Raw genomic sequence first — 17,167 nt, 5'->3', positions numbered from 1 at the left:
TCGCGGTGACTTCCCGGCCGCACGCCATTCCCTATTTCTGAAACACGTTCTACCGTGTGCGCTGTCAGGACCGGGAACCGGGAGCCTGGAGGCGCCGTGCACCTCGACCACACGCCTGAGCAGCAGCGGCTGCGCACCGAACTGCGCGCCTACTTCGCCGAGTTGGTACCGGACAACGCCTACGCCCGGTACGCCGACCCGGCCGCGCAGAAGCGGTTCTGCCGGGACACCGTCCGGCGGCTCGGCGCGGACGGCAGGCTCGGCGTCGGCTGGCCCGAGGAGTACGGCGGGCGCGGCCTGACGGCGATGGAGCAGTTCATCTTCTTCGACGAGGCCGCCCAGGCCGGCGTACCGCTGCCGCTGATGGCCCTCAATACGGTGGGCCCGACTCTCATGCGGTTCGGCACCGACGAGCAGAAGGCGTACTTCCTGCCGCGGATCCTCTCCGGCGAGATCGACTTCGCGATCGGCTACAGCGAGCCCGACGCGGGCACCGACCTGGCCTCGCTGAAGACCCGGGCCGTACGGGACGGCGACGCATACGTCGTCAACGGGCAGAAGATCTGGACCACCAACGGCGACACCGCGGACTGGGTGTGGCTGGCGGTGCGCACCGACCCCGAGGCCCCGCCGCACAAGGGCATCACCATGCTCCTGGTGCCGACCTCCGACCCCGGCTACTCCTGCACGGTCATCACCACCCTCGCCTCGCACGACACCACGGCCAGCTACTACGAGAACGTCCCCGTCTCCCACCGCGTCGGTGCCGAGAACCAGGGCTGGCGGCTGATCACGAACCAGCTCAACCACGAGCGCGTCACGCTGGCGGCCCACGGCACCACGGCGATCCGCGCCCTGCACGACGTGCAGCGCTGGGCGATGGAGACGAAACTCGCCGACGGACGCCGGGCCGTCGACCTGTCCTGGGTGCGCCGTCGTCTCGCCCGGACCCACGCCAGGCTCGACGCGATGAAACTCCTCAACTGGCAGATGGTGAGCGCCGTCCAGGAGGGCACGCTCACCCCGCAGGACGCCTCGGCCGTCAAGGTGTACGGCTCCGAGGCCCGCCGGGACGCCTACGCATGGCTCATGGAGATCGTCGCGGCCGCGGGCCCGCTCAAGGAGGGTTCGGCGGGCGCGGTGCTCCACGGCGAACTGGAGCGCGGCTACCGGTCGGCGGTGATCTTCACCTTCGGCGGCGGCAACAACGAGATCCAGCGCGAGATCGTCTCGTGGATCGGACTGGGGATGCCGCGCGTACGGCGGTGACCCGCTGTTGTGACTAGGCCTTTTGGTTGGCACAAAAGAGGGATAGTTGGCACCAAGACCACCGGTTGCACTCGTGGGGGCGTGCGACCCCAAGGTGCATGCCGTCCTCCGTCACGCGGTGGCGCGAAGAGACGGCCACTTGGGCGCGAAACGTCTTCCACCCGGACAGATGACGCGACTCGATTGCTTGACCGAGTTGCCGAACTGTTGTGGCCATAGTTGGGGCTGCCCATGTATGGACGGATCTGCGTCAACTACTCCGTGACGCGACTGGAAGCCAGGGTGACCTGGACTGGTCGCGACACGCCATCGATGCCGTGAGCACGCGAGCAGGCAAGAGAGAGCGCGGACGGCGCTGAATCTCCGGATTTCCACCAAACTGAACCTTTGTCAACTTGCTGCCGAGGGTGGATAGTCGGGCTGGCGCACGAGCGAAGCCCCGGGTAGACGGTCGACCAAGATCCCCTCGCCCCACCAGAGGCTTCGTGTGCTTGTCCACCCGTCCGGACCGGCTGGACGTGTCCAGCCGGTCCCTGCGTTTCCTCACTGCTCGGCTGCGTGAACACCGCTGCCGGATCGGCAGCCCGGCGCCGACGCAGGCCGCACTCGCACCCGCCCTCGCCGAGGCTGTCCGAGCCGCATCGCGGAGGGCCCCTCGGTCAAGCGATCCTCACGCTCCACCTCAACGCCTCAAGTTGAGGTGGGCAAAGGCTCAGGAGCTACCCGGCCTTGGGTCACGGCCCAGTCCCGACGCCGGAACGGCGTCCGATGCTCGTTCGGAGCATCAGGCGCCGACGCGTATGCCGGACTGTCGTGTCCGCATCTGGCAGCGAACCGTCATTGCCGCCACCGAGTCACGCGGGTCAGGATGGCCCCATGTCCAGCACCCGCCGCGTCGTCATCGCGGTCTTCCCCGGCGTCGACCTCCTCGACGTCACCGGCCCGGCCGAGGTCTTCGCCCTGGCCGACCAGGAGACCGGGGGCGCCGCGGGCTACCAGGTCGAACTCGCGGGGCCGACACGCGGCGAGGTGGTCACGTCGGCGGGGCTGCGGCTGGTCGCGGACCTGTCGTTCGACGAGGTGGACGGCGTGCTGGACACGCTGCTGGTCCCCGGGGCGGTCGATGCGGGCCCCGGCGGCCAGGTCGCCCGCGTGGACGGCGACGTGGTGGCGTGGGTCGCCCGGGTCACGCCGCTGGCCCGGCGGGTCGTGTCGGTGTGCGTGGGCGCGCACCTGCTGGCCGCCGCCGGGCTGCTCGATGGCAAGACGGCGACGACGCACTGGTCGACCGCGGCGCAGTTGGCGGCCGAGCATCCCGAGGTCACCGTCGACCCCGACCCGATCTTCGTGCGCTGCGGCAGTGTGTGGACCGGCGCCGGGATCAGCTCCTGCATGGACCTGGCCTTGGCGCTGGTCGCCGAGGACCTGGGGGAGGAGGTCGCCCTGACGGTGGCCCGGCAGCTGGTCATGTACCTCAAGCGCCAGGGCGGCCAGAGCCAGTTCTCGGTCCCGCTGAGTCGGCCGCCCGCGACGCGCCGCGACATCGACGATCTGCGGATGTTCATCGTCGACCACCTGGACGGCGACCTGTCCGCCGCCGCCCTCGCGGCACGGATGTGCCTGAGCGAGCGCCACTTCGCGCGGGTCTTTCGCCAGGAGACCGGGACCACTCCGGGCGCCTACGTTGAGTCCGCGCGCGTGGAAGCGGCCCGCCGCCTCCTGGAGGGGACAGACCGGCCCTTGGACCAGGTCGCCGCCGCGTGTGGGCTCGGCTCGGTGGAGACGCTCCACCGCGCGCTGCGCAAGCAGATCGGCACGACGCCCGCAGCCTACCGGCGGCGGTTCCGCATGACCTCCTGACGCTTTTCTCTCCGATCCCGAGCGACACACGCGGGACGGCGATGCCCCCTGACCAGAAACAACGCACGAAGCAGAACCACCATGACTGCCTCACGGACCCTCCGCGACGTGGTCGGCCTGGACAACCGGCTGCCTCGCATCGCCGACGCCACCCTCGTCGTCATCGACTTCCAGAACACCTACCGGACCGGTGTCATGGCGCTGCACGGCGACGAGCCCGCCCTCGCGTCCGGTGCCCGCTTCCTGGCAGCCGCGCGCCGGCGCCCGGGTCGTCCACGTCGTTGACGGCGGCGGTGAGGGCACGCCCGGTGACATCCGCGCGGAGATCGACGCGATCCGCACCGAGGCCGCCCTGATCGAGGGCGAACCGGTCGTCGTCAAGCAGTTCCCGAAAGTTGCGGTCGAGTGGCGTTCTTGAGGGCCAGGGCCCGCGAACACTTCGAGGCCGGGCGGCCCGTGGACATGGTGCCTGCGCAGTAAGCCAACAACCTGGAGACGAAGACGCCGGAGGTGGGGAATGGCATGTCGGTCGACGGCATCGGCGTGTGGTTTCTCCGCGAGCCCTTGGCAGTTCCGCGAAACCCTATTACTCAGAAAGGAGGGCCGCCCATGCCCTTGCCGAAATCCTTGAGCGCGCTGCGGGAGCGCCCCTATCGACTCCTGTGGACCGCGCGCAGCATCTCCGCCACGGGAAATGCCCTGATACCAGTGACAGTGGTTTTCGCCATCTTGCGCTCAGGTGGCAGCACACTGAATGTCGGCACGGTGCTGACCTGCCATGCGGTCGGCCAGGTGGCGATGCTGCCGGTCGGCGGGGTGTGGGCGGACCGGCTGTCCCGCAAGCTGGTACTGATGGCGACCGACGCTATCCAGGCGGTCTGTTACGGCCTGCTCGCCGTGATGATATTCCTGCATCAGGCGGCGGTTTGGCAGTTCGCCGTCACCTACACGATCGCCGGTATGGCCATGGCCTTCTTCACCCCGGCATCCAGGGCCGTCATACCCGAGCTCGTCGGCACTGAGCACCTGCAACCGGCGAACGCCCTGCTCGGCCTGACCGACAGCACCACCAAGGTCCTCGGCCCGGCTCTCGCCGCGCTGCTGCTGGCGATCTCCAGTCCAGGCACCGCGATCCTCATCAATTCCATCAGCTTCCTGCTGAGCTTCGCGCTGGTCTCCCGAATGCACCTGCGCAGGCAGGCGCAGCGGTCCGAGAAACAGCACTTCTTCGCAGACCTGCGCGACGGCTGGCTGGCGGTGGCGAAGCGCCCCTGGTATCTGGCCAACCTGCTCTGCTGGGGCGTGTGGAACTTCGCGATAGCGTTCTTCTTCGTCCTGGGCCCGGTCGTGATGCAGCACGGCCACGGCGGAGCCACCGCCTGGAGCGTGATCATGATCACCGGTTCCGTGGGTTCCATCGTCGGTGGTCTGGCGGCGCTGCACTACCGGCCGCGCCGCCCATTGGTCGCCACAAACGCGGCCGCGGTGCTCGGCATCGGCCCGCTGGCTCTGCTCGCTCCCCCCGCCCCGCTCTTTGCCATCGCTCTCGGCGTGGCCGTGGCCTTCACCATGACCTCGCTTGTCGGCGAGGTTCTGGCGACCACGCAGCAGCAACTCTTCCCCGAGGAGATGCTGGCCCGCGTCAGCTCGCTGGACTGGATGATCTCGTTGATCGCCATGCCTGCCGGCTACGCCGCCGCGGCTCCGGTCGCCCAGTTTCTCGGGATGCGCACGACCCTGCTGGCTGCCGCGGCCCTCATCGGCACACCTTGCCTGCTGCTGAACCTGCTGCCCGGCGTGCGCTCGGTCCAGCGCTTCCCCGACGGCACTGTCGGCATCGCCGGCGAGCGGGATGCCGCTGCTACCCTCCCCCAAGCCACATCGGTTCCCTCTCTGCCAGTCTCGACCGAGACACCCGGCTCATCGGGTCAGTGAGCCTTTGCCCACTTCAGCTTGAGGCGTTGAGGCGGAGCGTGAGGATCGCTTGGACGGGGGTGGTGATGCGGGTGGTCAAGCATCTCAGCTTGCGCAGAAGTCGCCAGGCTTTGAGAGTGGCCATGGCTTGCTCGACGAGGCCTCGGATCTTGGCCTGGGACCGGTTCAGGGTCTGCTGTCCTGCGGAAAGCGCCTCCCACCGGCCGCGATAGGGGACCCGGACGGTGCCGCAAGCGCCTTGGTAGCCCTTGTCCGCCCAGCAATCGATGCCGGCTTGCTCGAGCGCATGGATGATGCGGTGCTCGCGGGCCGCGCGAATGCCGTGGACGGCACCGGGAAGGGCAGGTGAAGCCCACAGCAGCCGTCCGAACGGATCGGCGATGACTTGGACGTTCATCCCGTGCTTCTTGTGTTTGCCGGGGCAGAAGGGCCGGTCGGCGGCGATGCGGTCGATCGGAAGGAGGGTCTCGTCGAGGAGGACGAACGCCTTCCGCGATGCGGCTCGGACAGCCTCGGCGAGGGTGGGTGCGAGTGTGGCCGGCAGGTCGACGGCCTCGCGGATGTAGCGGTAGACGGTACTCGTCCCGATCCGGAAACCGGCCGCGAGCTGGGCGTACGCCGCCCCGTTCCGCAGATGTGCCAGGGCCGGCAGGGCTTGACGGCCGGCGGACAGTCGGCGCCGGCGGCTGCCGATCCGGCAGCGGTGTTCACGCAGGCGAGCAGTGAGGAAACGCAGGGACCGGCTGGACACGACGCGCTGCCGGTGTCCGCGATCGAGCGGCGCAGAGTCGACCAGCGCTTCATCGGTTCCTGTGCCAACGGCCGGCTGGAGCACCTCGGCATCGCCGCCGTAACCGTACGCGGCCGCAAAGTCGCCTCGTCGTACGGCTGTTGGTGACCCCGGCCGCTCAGCAGGTCCACCGGGACGCGAGGCGCGCCGGATGCCTCCAGGACCTCGCCGACGGCGACTCGTCGAGGGAGGCCCAGGCGGACTGCGCGTGATCCACACCCCGGGACACAGCCCCGGGCACATCGCGCTGCTCCACGGGCCCGGCCGGACGCTCCTGATGGGCGACGCCGTCTTCCACCGAGGTGGCCTCGACCTCGGCCGGGCCGCCCTCGCCGCGCCCTGCGCCCCCTGCGCGCGGGCAGCCTCGCGAACCTGCCCGAGGACGTCCGTGCGGTCGGCTTCGCCCACGGCGACCCGCTCGCCGGGGCCGGCACCGAGACGTTCCGGAGGTTCGTCGCGACCCTGTGACCCGCGCTGTCGCTCCGCCCGGCGGCCGTGGCATCGTGGTCGCAGGGCGGAGGTGACCGTATGACCGATGCCGACCCGGGGCTGTTCGGCCCGCGCTCGGTGACGTGGCAGATGCACGGCGACCCGATGATGTGGATCGCCGGCATCCGCGCGCTCTACCTCCAGGCGCTGCACCCGCGCGCGGTGCGCGGCGTCATGCAGAACTCCGACTTCAGGCGCGACGCCTGGGGCCGGCTGATGCGCACGGCCCATTTCGTCGGCACGACGACATACGGCACGACGGAGGCCGCCGAACGGGCCGGCGCCCGCGTCCGGAAGATCCACAGCATGCTCCGGGCGACGGACCCGGACACGGGGGAGCGGTACGGCGTCGACGAACCCGGCCTGCTGCTGTGGGTGCACTGCGCCGAGATCGACTCCTACCTCCACGTCCTGCGCCGCTCCGGCTTCCCCCTCACCGACGCCCAGGCCGACCGGTACATCGCCGAACACCGTGAGAGCGCCCGCCTGGTGGGCCTCGATCCCGCCGCCGTTCCCGGAGACCAGGAGGAGATGGCCGCGTACTTCGAGAAGGTACGGCCCGAACTCGCCGCGGGAGCCGAGGCACGCACGGTGGACGACTTCCTGCTCCACCCGCCGACGCACCCCTTGCTGGTCCCGGCGCGCGGACTGCTGTGGCGGCGCGTGGCGCACCTGGCGTACAACTCCCTGCCGCCGTACGCCCACCTGCTGTACGGCAGACCGGCCCCCGCACCCGATACGATCACCAGGCGGCTGCGCGCCACGGGCAGCCTGCTGCGCTGCGTTCCCGCACGTGTGCGATGGCAACTTCCGCCCAAACACATCCTGCGGGCCATGGCCAGACTCGGCCCGGGCTCTCGTCCGGCACCGTACAAAGTCGGGCTATAGACCGCCATACTGGACGCGCAGGGGGGTGTGTCACGGATCGGGCCGGCTCGGCGCGGCCGTACCTTGACGCGATCCTCCCGGGGGAGGCCGCGGCGAGAGGCGACGGGGGAGACGGCGCGCGATGGCGGACACCAGGCTGATCCAGGGCCGGTACCGGCTGCTCGATCTGATCGGGCGGGGCGGGATGGGCGAGGTGTGGCGGGCCCGCGACGAGTCCCTCGGGCGGCACGTCGCCGTCAAGTGCCTCAAGCCGCACGGCCCGCACCACGACCCGGACTTCACCCGCGTCCTGCGGGAGCGGTTCCGCCGCGAGGCCCGGGTGGCCGCCGCCCTCTCCCATCGCGGGGTGACCGTCGTCCACGACTTCGGCGAGTCCGACGGCGTCCACTACCTCGTGATGGAACTGCTCGAGGGCCGCAACCTCAGCCAGCTCCTGGAGGACAACAAGCGCCACCCGCTGCCGGTCGGCGACGTCGTCGACATCGCCGGCCAGGTCGCCGACGCCCTCGACTACACCCACCGGCAGGGCATCGTGCACCGGGACCTGAAACCGGCGAACATCATGCGGCTGACCGACGGCACCGTGAAGATCTGCGACTTCGGCATCGCCCGCCTGGGCCACGACATCGGCTTCACCTCCCGCCTCACCGGCACCGGCATCGCCATGGGGACTCCGCACTACATGTCGCCGGAGCAGATCAGCGGCATCGAGGTCGACCAGCGCAGCGACCTGTACTCGCTGGGCTGCGTGCTGTACGAGATCGCCACCGGGGCACCGCCGTTCGACCTGGACGATGCCTGGGCGATCCTCGTCGGCCACCGTGACACCCCGCCCACGCCTCCGCGCAGTCATCGCGCCGAACTGCCCGAATACATCGAGACCATTATCCTCGACCTGCTGGCCAAACAGCCCGGCCAACGGCCGCACGACGCACGGGAAGTGAGCCGTCGTATCGCCACGGGCCGTACGTCACCGGCCTACGTGCCGACCGTGGTGACACCAGGGCCCCAACCGCGGCCCGCCGAACCGGAGTCCCGCGCGCCGCTTCTGCCCTCCTGGACACGCGGCATGACCACCGGCCACAAGGCGACCGGCGCCGTCCTGCGCACCACACCGCACGACGCGTCGGCAGGCCTCACCGCCGAGTGGACCGCCCGACCGGCCGCCGGACCCGTCCCGCCGCCGGACGCGGTGACCGCGCTCGCCGGACGGCACCACGAGGGCCTGCGCCTGGGGCGGCTCGGCCGCTGGGCCGAGGCCGGAGACGTGCACCGGGAGGTCGCCGCCGAGCGCGCGAAGCTGCTCGGGCCCGACCACCCTGACACCCTCGCCAGCCGCTACGAGATCGCCTTCACCCTCGGCCGCACCGGCCGCGCCGCCGACGCCCTGCGCGAGTACACCGACGTCGCCCGGGAGAGAAGCCGGGTGCTCGGCGCCGACCACGCCGACACGCTTGCCGCCCGCCAGGAAATGGCGTACGTCCTCGGGCAGCTGGGCCGCCACTTCGATGCCCACCAGGTGTACACGTCGGTACTGGCCGCCCGGGAGCGCACCGTCGGCCCGGACCACCCCGACACCCTCCGCTGCCGCCACAACCTCGCCTTCAACCTCAGCAGACTCGGCCGGCTCGACGACTCGTACCGCATGGCCCGCGACGTGGCCGCCGCCCGCGCCCGCGTGCTCGGACCCGATCATCCGGACACTCTCGTCACCCGCTACGAAGTCGCTTACGCACTCGGCCAGTTGGGCCGCCGGGAGGAAGCCCTGCGCATATACCGCGAGGTCGTCGAGGCCCGCGCGCGCACCCTCGGCCCCGACCACGCCGACACCCTCGCCGCGCGCTACGAAGTAGGCATCAGCCTCGGCCGGCTCGGCCGCAGTGCCGACGCGCTCACCCTCTACCGCGACCTGATAGACGACCGCACCCGCGTTCATGGCCCCGCTCACCCCGAGACCCTGCGCGCCCGCCACGGCCTCGGCGTCAACCTCGGCCGCCTGGGCCGCTGGGAGGAAGCGCTCACCGAGTCCCGGGACGTGTGCGCCCTGCGCGAGCAGGCCCTCGGCCCCGACCACCCCGACACGCTGGTCAGCCGCCGCGAGGTCGCCGTCGGCCTCGGCTGGCTCGGCCGCTGGGCCGACGCGCTGGCCGAGTACCGGCGCGTCGCCGCGGCCCGCGAACGCGTCCTGGGCCCCGACCACCCCGACACCCTCGCCAGCCGCAACGACGAGGCCCACTGCCTGGAACAGCTCGGCCGGGGCGCGGAGGCGGTCGAGCTGTACCGCAGAGTTGCGGTGCTGCGGCAGCAGCGGGCGTCGGGCGGACACTGAAGCCTCCGGCGTTCTGCGACTGCTGAAAAGCCGGCGTCCCGCGGACGCGAGCCGGTGACGTCCGGCGGACGCCGGGCGGGTCGCGGGCTCGTGACCGGCATGCCTCTGGCTGTCGTAGATCATCACGTGTTACGAAGAACCATGGCTGCACACGAAGGACCTGGGACGACCCGCACCTACGACGCCGTCATCATCGGCGGCGGCCACAACGGGCTGGTCGCCGCCGCCTATCTGGCCCGCGCCGGCCGGACCGTACTGGTCCTGGAGCGCCTGGACCACACCGGCGGCGCCGCCGTCTCCACGCGCCCCTTCGCCGGCGTCGACGCACGTCTGTCGCGCTACTCCTACCTGGTCAGCCTGCTGCCCCGGAAGATCGTCCGGGACCTGGGCCTCGACTTCCGGGTCCGCGGGCGCACCATCTCCTCGTACACCCCCGTAGAACGGGCCGGACGCGTCACCGGACTGCTGGTCGGAGGCGGCGAGCGGCGCACCCGGGACGCCTTCGCGCGGCTGACCGGCGGCGGCAGCGAGTACGAGTCCTGGCGGCGCTTCTACGGCATGACGACCAAGGTCGCCGAGCGCGTCTTCCCCACCCTCACCGAACCGCTCCCCACCCGTGAGGAACTGCGCGGCCGCATCGACGACGAGACCGCCTGGCGGGCGCTGTTCGAGGAGCCCATCGGCGCCGCGATCGAGGAGAACTTCGCGGACGACCTGGTGCGCGGTGTCGTCCTCACCGACGCGCTCATCGGCACCTTCGCCGACGCCCACGACCCCTCCCTGCGGCAGAACCGCTGTTTCCTCTACCACGTCATCGGCGGCGGCACCGGCGCCTGGGACGTCCCCGTCGGCGGCATGGGCGCCCTGACCGACGCCCTCGCCACCACCGCGCGGACCGCGGGCGCGGTGATCGCCACCGGGCACGAGGCCGTACGCATCGAGACCGACGGACAGTCCGCCGAGATCACCTATGTCACCCCCGACGGCGAAGGCGTCGTCACCGCCCGGCACGTCCTGGTCAACGCCTCGCCGCAGGAACTCGCCACCCTCACCGGCGCCCCGGCGCCCACGCCCGCCGAGGGCGCCCAGCTCAAGGTGAACATGCTGCTCAAGCGGCTGCCGAGGCTCAAGGACAGCTCCGTCGACCCGAGGGAGGCCTTCGCCGGCACCTTCCACGTCGCCGAGGGCTACGAGCAGCTCGCCACCGCCCACGCCCAGGCCGCCGGCGGCGAACTCCCCACGGCGCCGCCCTCCGAGATCTACTGCCACTCCCTCGCCGACCCCACGATCCTCGGCCGGCAACTGGTCGAACGCGGCTACCAGACCCTCACCCTGTTCGGCCTGCACACCCCCGCCCGGCTCTTCGCCGGGGACAACGAGGCCGTACGCGACGAACTCCTCGAGTCGACGCTCGCGCAGCTCGACGCCCACCTCGCCGAACCGATCGCCGGCGTCCTCGCGACCGACGCGGACGGCCGGCCCTGCATCGAGGCGAAGACCCCGCTGGACCTCGAACGGGATCTGCGCCTGCCCGGTGGCAACATCTTCCACCGCGAACTCGCCTGGCCCTACGCCCAGGAGGACACCGGCCGCTGGGGCGTGGAGACCCGGCACGCCAACGTCCTGCTGTGCGGGGCGGGCGCGGTGCGCGGCGGCGGGGTCAGCGGGGTACCCGGGCACAACGCGGCCATGGCGGTCCTGGAACAGGAGTGACCGGGATGTCCGACGCGCCGGACCCAGTCCGCGACTGCTACGACCGGCCGGCCCCCGACCACCACCTGATCTTCCCGGACTCGGGCACCAGCATGGCCCGCCAAGCCGCCGCACGGGACGGCCTGTTGCGGGCGCGGCTCGGCGCGGGCCCGTGCCGGATGCTGGACTGCGCCTGCGGGATCGGCACCCAGGCGGTCGGGCTCGCCCTGACGGGACACCACGTCACCGGCACCGACCTGAGCCCGGACGCCGTCTCCCGGGCCGCCGCCGAGGCCGAGGCCGCGGCCCGGGCCGCCGCCGTTGCGGACATGCGGGCCCTGCCCTTCCGTCCCGCGGCCTTCGACGCGGTCGTGTGCACCGACAACTCCCTGCCGCACCTGCTACCGACGCGGACCTGGAGACCACCCTGCGCGGCGTGCGGCGCGTCCTGCGCGACGACGGGATGCTGCTCGTCACCGTCCGGGACTACGACGTGCCCCGCCGCGAACGCCCGGCGTCGACATCGCCCCAGGTTTCCGGGACAGGGGCGGCCGCGTGGTCACCTTTCGGCTGTGGCACCGGCGCGACGACGGCTCGCGCTACGACCTCGAGCACTTCCAGCTCGTGCCCGCCGGTACGGGCTGGGAGGTCCGCGCCCGCCGTACCGCCTACCGGGCTCTGACCCGGGGCGAGTTGAAGCCCGCGGCGACGCCGCGGGCTTCACCGACGTCACGTGGCACGAGCCGCCCGACAGCGGCTCCTGTCTGCCGCTGTTCACCGCACGGACTCGGCCGGCTCGTGCCCGGTCGGCTCCGGCCTAGTCTGCCGACGGCGTCCAGCCCACCGCCGTGATCCGTGCCGCGTCCACCGGCCTCGCCCCGTCGAACACGACGTCACCGCCCGCCTCGACGCGCACGGCGTCGACATAGGCGCCACGGCCGACATAGAGCCGGTCGGTGGTGTACCGCCAGCGCAGGGCGATTTGCCTGCCGGCCGGGAGGGGAGCGGTCAGCCGGTGCCAGACGCGTCCCGACCAGCCCGTGGCCGTACCGGCCGGGTGGTCCTGGGGGTCCGCGCCGTGCCGGACCGTCGTGAACGGGACCCGCTGCCATGTGGTGCCGCCGTCGGCCGAGGACTCCAGCACCAGCACGTCCGCCTCCGGCTCGGTGTCCCACCACAGGGCGCAGCGCAGACGTGCGTCGCCGGAGGTGGTGTCCAGCGCCGGCAGCGCGAGCGTGGCGGTCGTGGAACCGGCCATACCGGAGAACCAGGCCGTACGGCCCTGCGCCGGGCGGACCGGCACCGCGCGGGCGAGGTTGTTGCCCGCGGCGACCCGGGGAGCGGAGCCGGATCGCCAGTTGCGCACCGGGTGGACGGAGTTGCCCAGTACGACGAGGAAGGAGTCGGTCGTCGGGTCGAGGACCAGGGAGGTCCCCGTGAAGCCGGTGTGACCGGCGGTCCTCGGTGTGGCCAGGGCGCCCATGTACCAGTGCTGGTAGAGCTCGAAGCCGAGACCGTGATTGTCGCCGGGGAAGGCGGTGTTGAAGTCGGTGAACATCAGGTCCACCGACTCCGGCTCGAGGATGCGGGCGTGGCCGTAGACGCCACCGTTGAGCAGGGTGCGGCCGAGGACCGCGAGATCCCAGGCGCAGGAGAACACCCCCGCGTGCCCGGCGACGCCGCCCAGGCTGTACGCGTTCTCGTCGTGCACCTCGCCCCACACCAGCCCCCGGTTCAGCCCCGACCAGGGCTTGCGGGCGTCCTCCGTCGCCGCGATCTTCGGCTTCCAGGAGGCGGGCGGGTTGTAGCGGGTGCGGTGCAGGCCGAGTGGGGCGGTGATCTCGTCGTGCAGCAGGACGTCCAGGGTGCGGCCGGTGATCCGCTCGAGGACCAGCTGCAGGGAGATCAGGTTCAGGTCGGAGTAGAGGTAGGTGGAGCCCGGCGGGTTGAGCGGCGCCTCGTTCCAGAGGAGCTGGAGCTTCCCCTCGTATGTCGGCGCGTCGTAGAGGGGAATCCAGGCGCGGAAACCCGAGGTGTGGGTGAGGAGTTGACGGATCGTGATGTCCTGCTTGCCCGCCGTGCCGAACTCCGGGAGGTAGGAGGCGACGGTGGCCTCCAGTTCGAGCCTGCCGCGCTCCATCTGCTGCACGGCGAGCAGCGAGGTGAACAGCTTGGACACGGACGCGAGGTCGAAGACCGTGTCCTCGGCCATGGGAATCTGCTGGCCGGCCGGGAACTCGATCCCGGTGTCCGTCTTTTCGTCGTACGCCGCGTAGCGCACCGCCATGCCGATCGGGTGGTGCAGGGCCACCGTGCCGCCGCGCCCGGCGAGCAGGACCGCTCCCGCGTACCAGGGGTGTGTGGGAGAGGGGCCGAGGAACGTCTCGGCGTCGGTGACGAGTTGACGCAGATGCTCGGGCAGCAGCCCGGCGTGTTCCGGGGTGCCGTGGCTCAGGGTGGGGCGGCGGCCGGCCGCCGGGGCCGCTGCCGCCGGGCCCGCGGGAAGAGAGGCGAGGGCGAGTGCGCCGCCCAACGCCAGAGTGCTAGCGCCCAGTTGTCGGCGGGTCAGCCCGCCGGCTCGTCTGCCTGCCACGTCGTCGGTCATCGTGAGACTCCCGCCTGAAAGTATTTTTCGGGGCTTGTCTTGCGCGGTGAAACTTTCCTGTCAGAAAGGGGATCGTGTCAACGGTGCGTGCCGTAGGTGGCGGTGCCGGTGCGGTCCGCCTGCGAACGATCTGACGGACTATCAGAAAAGGCCTTCCGTCGTCCGGGGGACTGCGGCATCCTGCGCCCATGCAGACGGAGCTGAGCAAGAGACTGGGACTCGAGCACGCAGTCTTCGGCTTCACGCCGTTCCCCGCCGTCGCCGCGGCCATCAGCCGGGCCGGCGGCTTCGGAGTGCTCGGCGCGGTCCGCTACACCGCCCCCGACGACCTCAAGCGCGACCTCGACTGGATCGAGGCCCACGCCGAGGGCCGGCCGTACGGACTGGACGTCGTCATGCCCGCGAAGAGGGTCGAGGGCGTGACCGAGGCCGACGTCGAGGCGGTGATCCCGGCGGGGCACCGGGAGTTCGTCCGTGAGACCCTCGCCAAGTACGGCGTGCCCGAACTCGCCGAGGGCGAGGCGTCCGGGTGGCGGATCACCGGCTGGATGGAACAGGTCGCCCGCACCCAGCTGGACGTCGCCTTCGACTACCCGATCCGGCTGCTCGCCAACGCGCTCGGCTCCCCGCCCGCCGACGTCGTGGCCCGCGCCCACGACCGGGATCTCCTCGTCGCCGCCCTGGCGGGCAGCGCCCGGCACGCCCGCAAGCACCAGGAGGCGGGCATCGACGTCGTCGTCGCGCAGGGCTACGAGGCGGGCGGCCACACAGGTGAGATCGCCTCCATGGTGCTCACGCCGGAGGTCGTCGACGCCGTGGACCCGCTGCCCGTGCTCGCGGCGGGCGGCATCGGCAGCGGGCAGCAGGTGGCAGCCGCGCTGGCGCTCGGCGCCCAGGGCGTGTGGCTGGGCTCCATATGGCTGACCACCACAGAGGCCGACCTCCATTCGCCCGCGCTGACCCGCAAACTGCTCGCCGCCGGCTCCGGCGACACCGTCCGCTCCCGCGCCCTGACGGGGAAGCCCGCACGGCAGCTGCGCACCGAGTGGACGGACGCCTGGGACGACCCGGCCGGGCCCGGCACCCTTCCGATGCCCCTGCAGGGTCTGCTGGTTGCCGACGCGGTCTCCCGCATCCGGAAATACGAGGTCGACCCGCTGCTCGGCACGCCCGTCGGCCAGATCGTCGGCCGGATGACCGGCGAACGCAGCGTGCAGGCCGTGTTCGACGACCTCACGCGCGGCTTCGAGCGGGCCGTCGAGCGCGTCAACCGCATCGCCGGAAGGAGCGGCGCGTCGTGAGCACGCCCCCCACCGGCTTCTGGCCCAGGCCGCGCAGGACCCCGACCGCCGCATCCTCGTCGCCCCGACGGCGAATGGACCGCCGGCCGTCTGCACGCCGCCGCCAACCGCCTCGCCCACGGACTGCGCGCCGCCGGTATGGAACGCGGCGACGCCTTCGCGGTCGTCCTGCCCAACGGCGTCGAGTTCTTCACCGCGTACCTGGCCGCCAGCCAGGCCGGGTTCTATCTCGTCCCCGTCAACCACCACCTCGTCGGCCCCGAGATCGCCTGGATCGTCTCCGACTCGGGCGCCAAGGTACTCATCGCCCACGAACGGTTCGCCGTCACCGCCCGGCAGGCCGCCGACGAGGCGGACCTCCCCGCGGCCCACCGGTACGCGGTCGGCGCAATCGACGGCTTCCGGCCGTACGCCGAACTCCTCGACGGACATCCCGAGTCGGCGCCTCCCGACCGCACGCTCGGCTGGGTCATGAACTACACCTCGGGCACGACCGGCCGCCCGCGCGGCATTCGACGCCCCCTGCCCGGCAAGCCCTCCGAGCAGGCCTACCTCGGCGGCTTCCTCGGCATCTTCGGCATCAAGCCGTTCGACGACAACGTTCACCTCGCGTGCTCGCCGCTCTACCACACCGCGGTGCTCCAGTTCGCGGGTGCGTCGCTGCACATCGGCCACCGCCTGGTCCTGATGGACAAGTGGACACCGGAGGAGATGCTGCGCCTCATCGACGCACACCGGTGCACACACACCCATATGGTCCCGACCCAGTTCCACCGGCTGCTGGCGTTGCCGGAGCACATACGGCGGTCGTACGACGTCTCGTCCATGCGGCATGCCATCCATGGCGCCGCGCCCTGCCCGGACCATGTGAAACGGGCCATGATCGACTGGTGGGGGCACTGCGTCGAGGAGTACTACGCGGCCAGCGAGGGCGGCGGTGCCTTCGCGACCGCGGAGGACTGGCTGAAGAAGCCCGGCACGGTCGGCAGAGCCTGGCCCATCAGTGAACTCGCCGTCTTCGACGACGACGGCAACCGGCTCCCGCCCGGGCAACTCGGCACCGTCTACCTGAAGATGAACACGGGCGGCTTCGCGTACCACAAGGACGAGGCCAAGACCCGGAAGAACCGTATCGGCGACTTCTTCACCGTCGGCGACCTCGGCTACCTCGACGAGGACGGCTGTCTCTTCCTCCGCGACCGCAAGACCGACGTGATCATCTCGGGCCGCGTCAACATCTACCCCGCCGAGATCGAGTCCGCCCTGCTCGCCCACCCGGCGGTCGCCGACGCCGCCACCTTCGGCATCCCGCACGACGACTGGGGCGAGGAGGTCAAGGCGGTCGTCGAACCGGCCCCGGGCCACGAGCCGGGGCCCACCCTCGCCACCAGCCTCCTCGCCCACTGCGCACCGTCTCGCCGGCTACAGACGGCCCAGGAGCATCGACTTCATCACGGAGATGCCCCGCGACCCCAACGGCAAGCTCTACAAGCGACGCCTGCGTGACCCGTACTGGGAGGGCCGCACGCCCCCGGTGTGACACCCCTGAAGGGTGTGGCCCCGCACCATGTGGTGCGGGGTCACACCCTTCAGCGCGAGGACACCCGCAGCACCCGCAGCGAAGGCGACCTCATGATGTCCTTCTCGCAGAAGCGCGAGGTCACCCAGCGTTCCTGGGAGAACAGGCGGGTCTGGTCGCTGTAGTGGGGCGAGTTCGGGTTCGAGGACTGGGAGTACGTCAGCAGGGTGTGGGCGTCCGGGCAGGGGCCGCGGTCCCAGCCCACGGCCTGGATGTAGCTGGAGCCCGTCGTGACCTCCGTGTACCCGCCGTGCGCCGCGTCCCAGACCTGCTCGACCTTGTTCCACACGCCCAGGGACTCCGTTCCGCCCGGGACGGGGATGCGCCGGCCGTGGCGTACGACGAACTGGTGCTCGCCGAGCGGGGAGTCGAGTGCGATCCCGGCCGCGCGCGCCAGGTTCTTGACCTCCGTGTGCGGCGGACCCAGGAT

Annotated in this window: 11 protein-coding genes and 3 pseudogenes; 11 read left to right on the top strand and 3 right to left on the bottom strand. The window is 71.3% G+C overall.

All coding sequences use genetic code 11. The annotated features are described in order from the left end of the window. Window positions 1-96 precede the first annotated feature (96 nt). The 4 genes and pseudogenes from IEZ19_RS23480 to IEZ19_RS23465 all read left to right on the top strand — a co-directional run bounded on the left by IEZ19_RS23480 (window position 97) and on the right by IEZ19_RS23465 (window position 5,064). On the top strand, window positions 97-1,269 hold the full coding sequence (locus tag IEZ19_RS23480; RefSeq protein ID WP_189313243.1) for an acyl-CoA dehydrogenase family protein: 1,173 nt from the start codon (window positions 97-99) through the stop codon (window positions 1,267-1,269). 876 nt (window positions 1,270-2,145) lie between these two features. Next, complete coding sequence (locus IEZ19_RS23475; protein ID WP_189313242.1) at window positions 2,146-3,129, top strand: GlxA family transcriptional regulator; 984 nt, start codon at window positions 2,146-2,148, stop codon at window positions 3,127-3,129. An 81-nt stretch (window positions 3,130-3,210) separates the two neighbouring features. Then, window positions 3,211-3,520: pseudogene (locus tag IEZ19_RS23470) on the top strand (cysteine hydrolase family protein); the annotation flags it as partial. Between the two features lie 218 nt (window positions 3,521-3,738). Next, entirely contained in the window at window positions 3,739-5,064 is a 1,326-nt protein-coding gene (locus IEZ19_RS23465; protein WP_189313241.1) for an MFS transporter, read from the top strand. 13 nt (window positions 5,065-5,077) lie between these two features. Here the strand turns inward: IEZ19_RS23465 and IEZ19_RS23460 are convergent, their stop codons facing one another. Beyond that, entirely contained in the window at window positions 5,078-5,815 is a 738-nt protein-coding gene (locus tag IEZ19_RS23460; RefSeq protein WP_189313263.1) for a transposase family protein, read from the bottom strand. A gap of 190 nt (window positions 5,816-6,005) precedes the next feature. Here IEZ19_RS23460 and IEZ19_RS23455 point away from each other — a divergent pair, with 190 nt between their 5' ends. From IEZ19_RS23455 to IEZ19_RS23435, 5 genes are all read left to right on the top strand, one after another. Continuing rightward, window positions 6,006-6,386 (top strand): MBL fold metallo-hydrolase, encoded by a 381-nt coding sequence (locus IEZ19_RS23455; RefSeq protein WP_189313240.1) that lies wholly within the window; start codon window positions 6,006-6,008, stop codon window positions 6,384-6,386. Continuing rightward, entirely contained in the window at window positions 6,383-7,231 is an 849-nt protein-coding gene (locus IEZ19_RS23450; protein WP_189313239.1) for an oxygenase MpaB family protein, read from the top strand. The genes IEZ19_RS23455 and IEZ19_RS23450 overlap by 4 nt, the downstream gene beginning before the upstream one ends. Before the next feature lie 121 nt (window positions 7,232-7,352). Beyond that, a complete protein-coding gene (locus IEZ19_RS23445) occupies window positions 7,353-9,560 on the top strand; it encodes a serine/threonine-protein kinase (RefSeq protein ID WP_189313238.1) in 2,208 nt (735 codons plus the stop codon). A 141-nt stretch (window positions 9,561-9,701) separates the two neighbouring features. After that, window positions 9,702-11,273, top strand: a complete 1,572-nt coding sequence (locus tag IEZ19_RS23440) for a phytoene desaturase family protein (RefSeq protein WP_189313237.1) — start codon at window positions 9,702-9,704, stop codon at window positions 11,271-11,273. 5 nt (window positions 11,274-11,278) lie between these two features. Next, a complete protein-coding gene (locus IEZ19_RS23435) occupies window positions 11,279-12,073 on the top strand; it encodes a class I SAM-dependent methyltransferase (RefSeq protein ID WP_308428993.1) in 795 nt (264 codons plus the stop codon). Here the strand turns inward: IEZ19_RS23435 and IEZ19_RS23430 are convergent. After that, entirely contained in the window at window positions 12,070-13,857 is a 1,788-nt protein-coding gene (locus IEZ19_RS23430; protein ID WP_189313236.1) for a serine hydrolase domain-containing protein, read from the bottom strand. The two genes, IEZ19_RS23435 and IEZ19_RS23430, sit on opposite strands and share 4 nt — an antisense overlap. Before the next feature lie 188 nt (window positions 13,858-14,045). Here IEZ19_RS23430 and IEZ19_RS23425 point away from each other — a divergent pair, with 188 nt between their 5' ends. After that, a complete protein-coding gene (locus tag IEZ19_RS23425) occupies window positions 14,046-15,158 on the top strand; it encodes an NAD(P)H-dependent flavin oxidoreductase (protein WP_189313235.1) in 1,113 nt (370 codons plus the stop codon). Continuing rightward, a pseudogene (locus IEZ19_RS23420) lies at window positions 15,155-16,698 on the top strand (acyl-CoA synthetase). The gene IEZ19_RS23425 and the pseudogene IEZ19_RS23420 overlap by 4 nt, the downstream one beginning before the upstream one ends. A gap of 49 nt (window positions 16,699-16,747) precedes the next feature. Here the strand turns inward: IEZ19_RS23420 and IEZ19_RS23415 are convergent. Next, window positions 16,748-17,128, bottom strand: a pseudogene (locus IEZ19_RS23415) (penicillin acylase family protein); the annotation flags it as partial. Window positions 17,129-17,167 lie beyond the last annotated feature (39 nt).

Source organism: Streptomyces brasiliensis (assembly GCF_014647875.1).
Classification (GTDB): domain Bacteria; phylum Actinomycetota; class Actinomycetes; order Streptomycetales; family Streptomycetaceae; genus Streptomyces; species Streptomyces brasiliensis.
This window is presented reverse-complemented; position numbering and strand designations above follow the sequence as displayed.

Bases quoted from the DNA above. Each gene is read 5' to 3' on its own strand.
- IEZ19_RS23425 (WP_189313235.1), top strand. From the start codon at position 14,046: ATGCAGACGGAGCTGAGCAAGAGACTGGGACTCGAGCACGCAGTCTTC.
- IEZ19_RS23455 (WP_189313240.1), top strand. From the start codon at position 6,006: ATGCCTCCAGGACCTCGCCGACGGCGACTCGTCGAGGGAGGCCCAGGC.
- IEZ19_RS23445 (WP_189313238.1), top strand. From the start codon at position 7,353: ATGGCGGACACCAGGCTGATCCAGGGCCGGTACCGGCTGCTCGATCTG.
- IEZ19_RS23435 (WP_308428993.1), top strand. From the start codon at position 11,279: ATGTCCGACGCGCCGGACCCAGTCCGCGACTGCTACGACCGGCCGGCC.
- IEZ19_RS23475 (WP_189313242.1), top strand. From the start codon at position 2,146: ATGTCCAGCACCCGCCGCGTCGTCATCGCGGTCTTCCCCGGCGTCGAC.
- IEZ19_RS23465 (WP_189313241.1), top strand. From the start codon at position 3,739: ATGCCCTTGCCGAAATCCTTGAGCGCGCTGCGGGAGCGCCCCTATCGA.
- IEZ19_RS23430 (WP_189313236.1), bottom strand. From the start codon at position 13,857: ATGACCGACGACGTGGCAGGCAGACGAGCCGGCGGGCTGACCCGCCGA.
- IEZ19_RS23450 (WP_189313239.1), top strand. From the start codon at position 6,383: ATGACCGATGCCGACCCGGGGCTGTTCGGCCCGCGCTCGGTGACGTGG.
- IEZ19_RS23440 (WP_189313237.1), top strand. From the start codon at position 9,702: ATGGCTGCACACGAAGGACCTGGGACGACCCGCACCTACGACGCCGTC.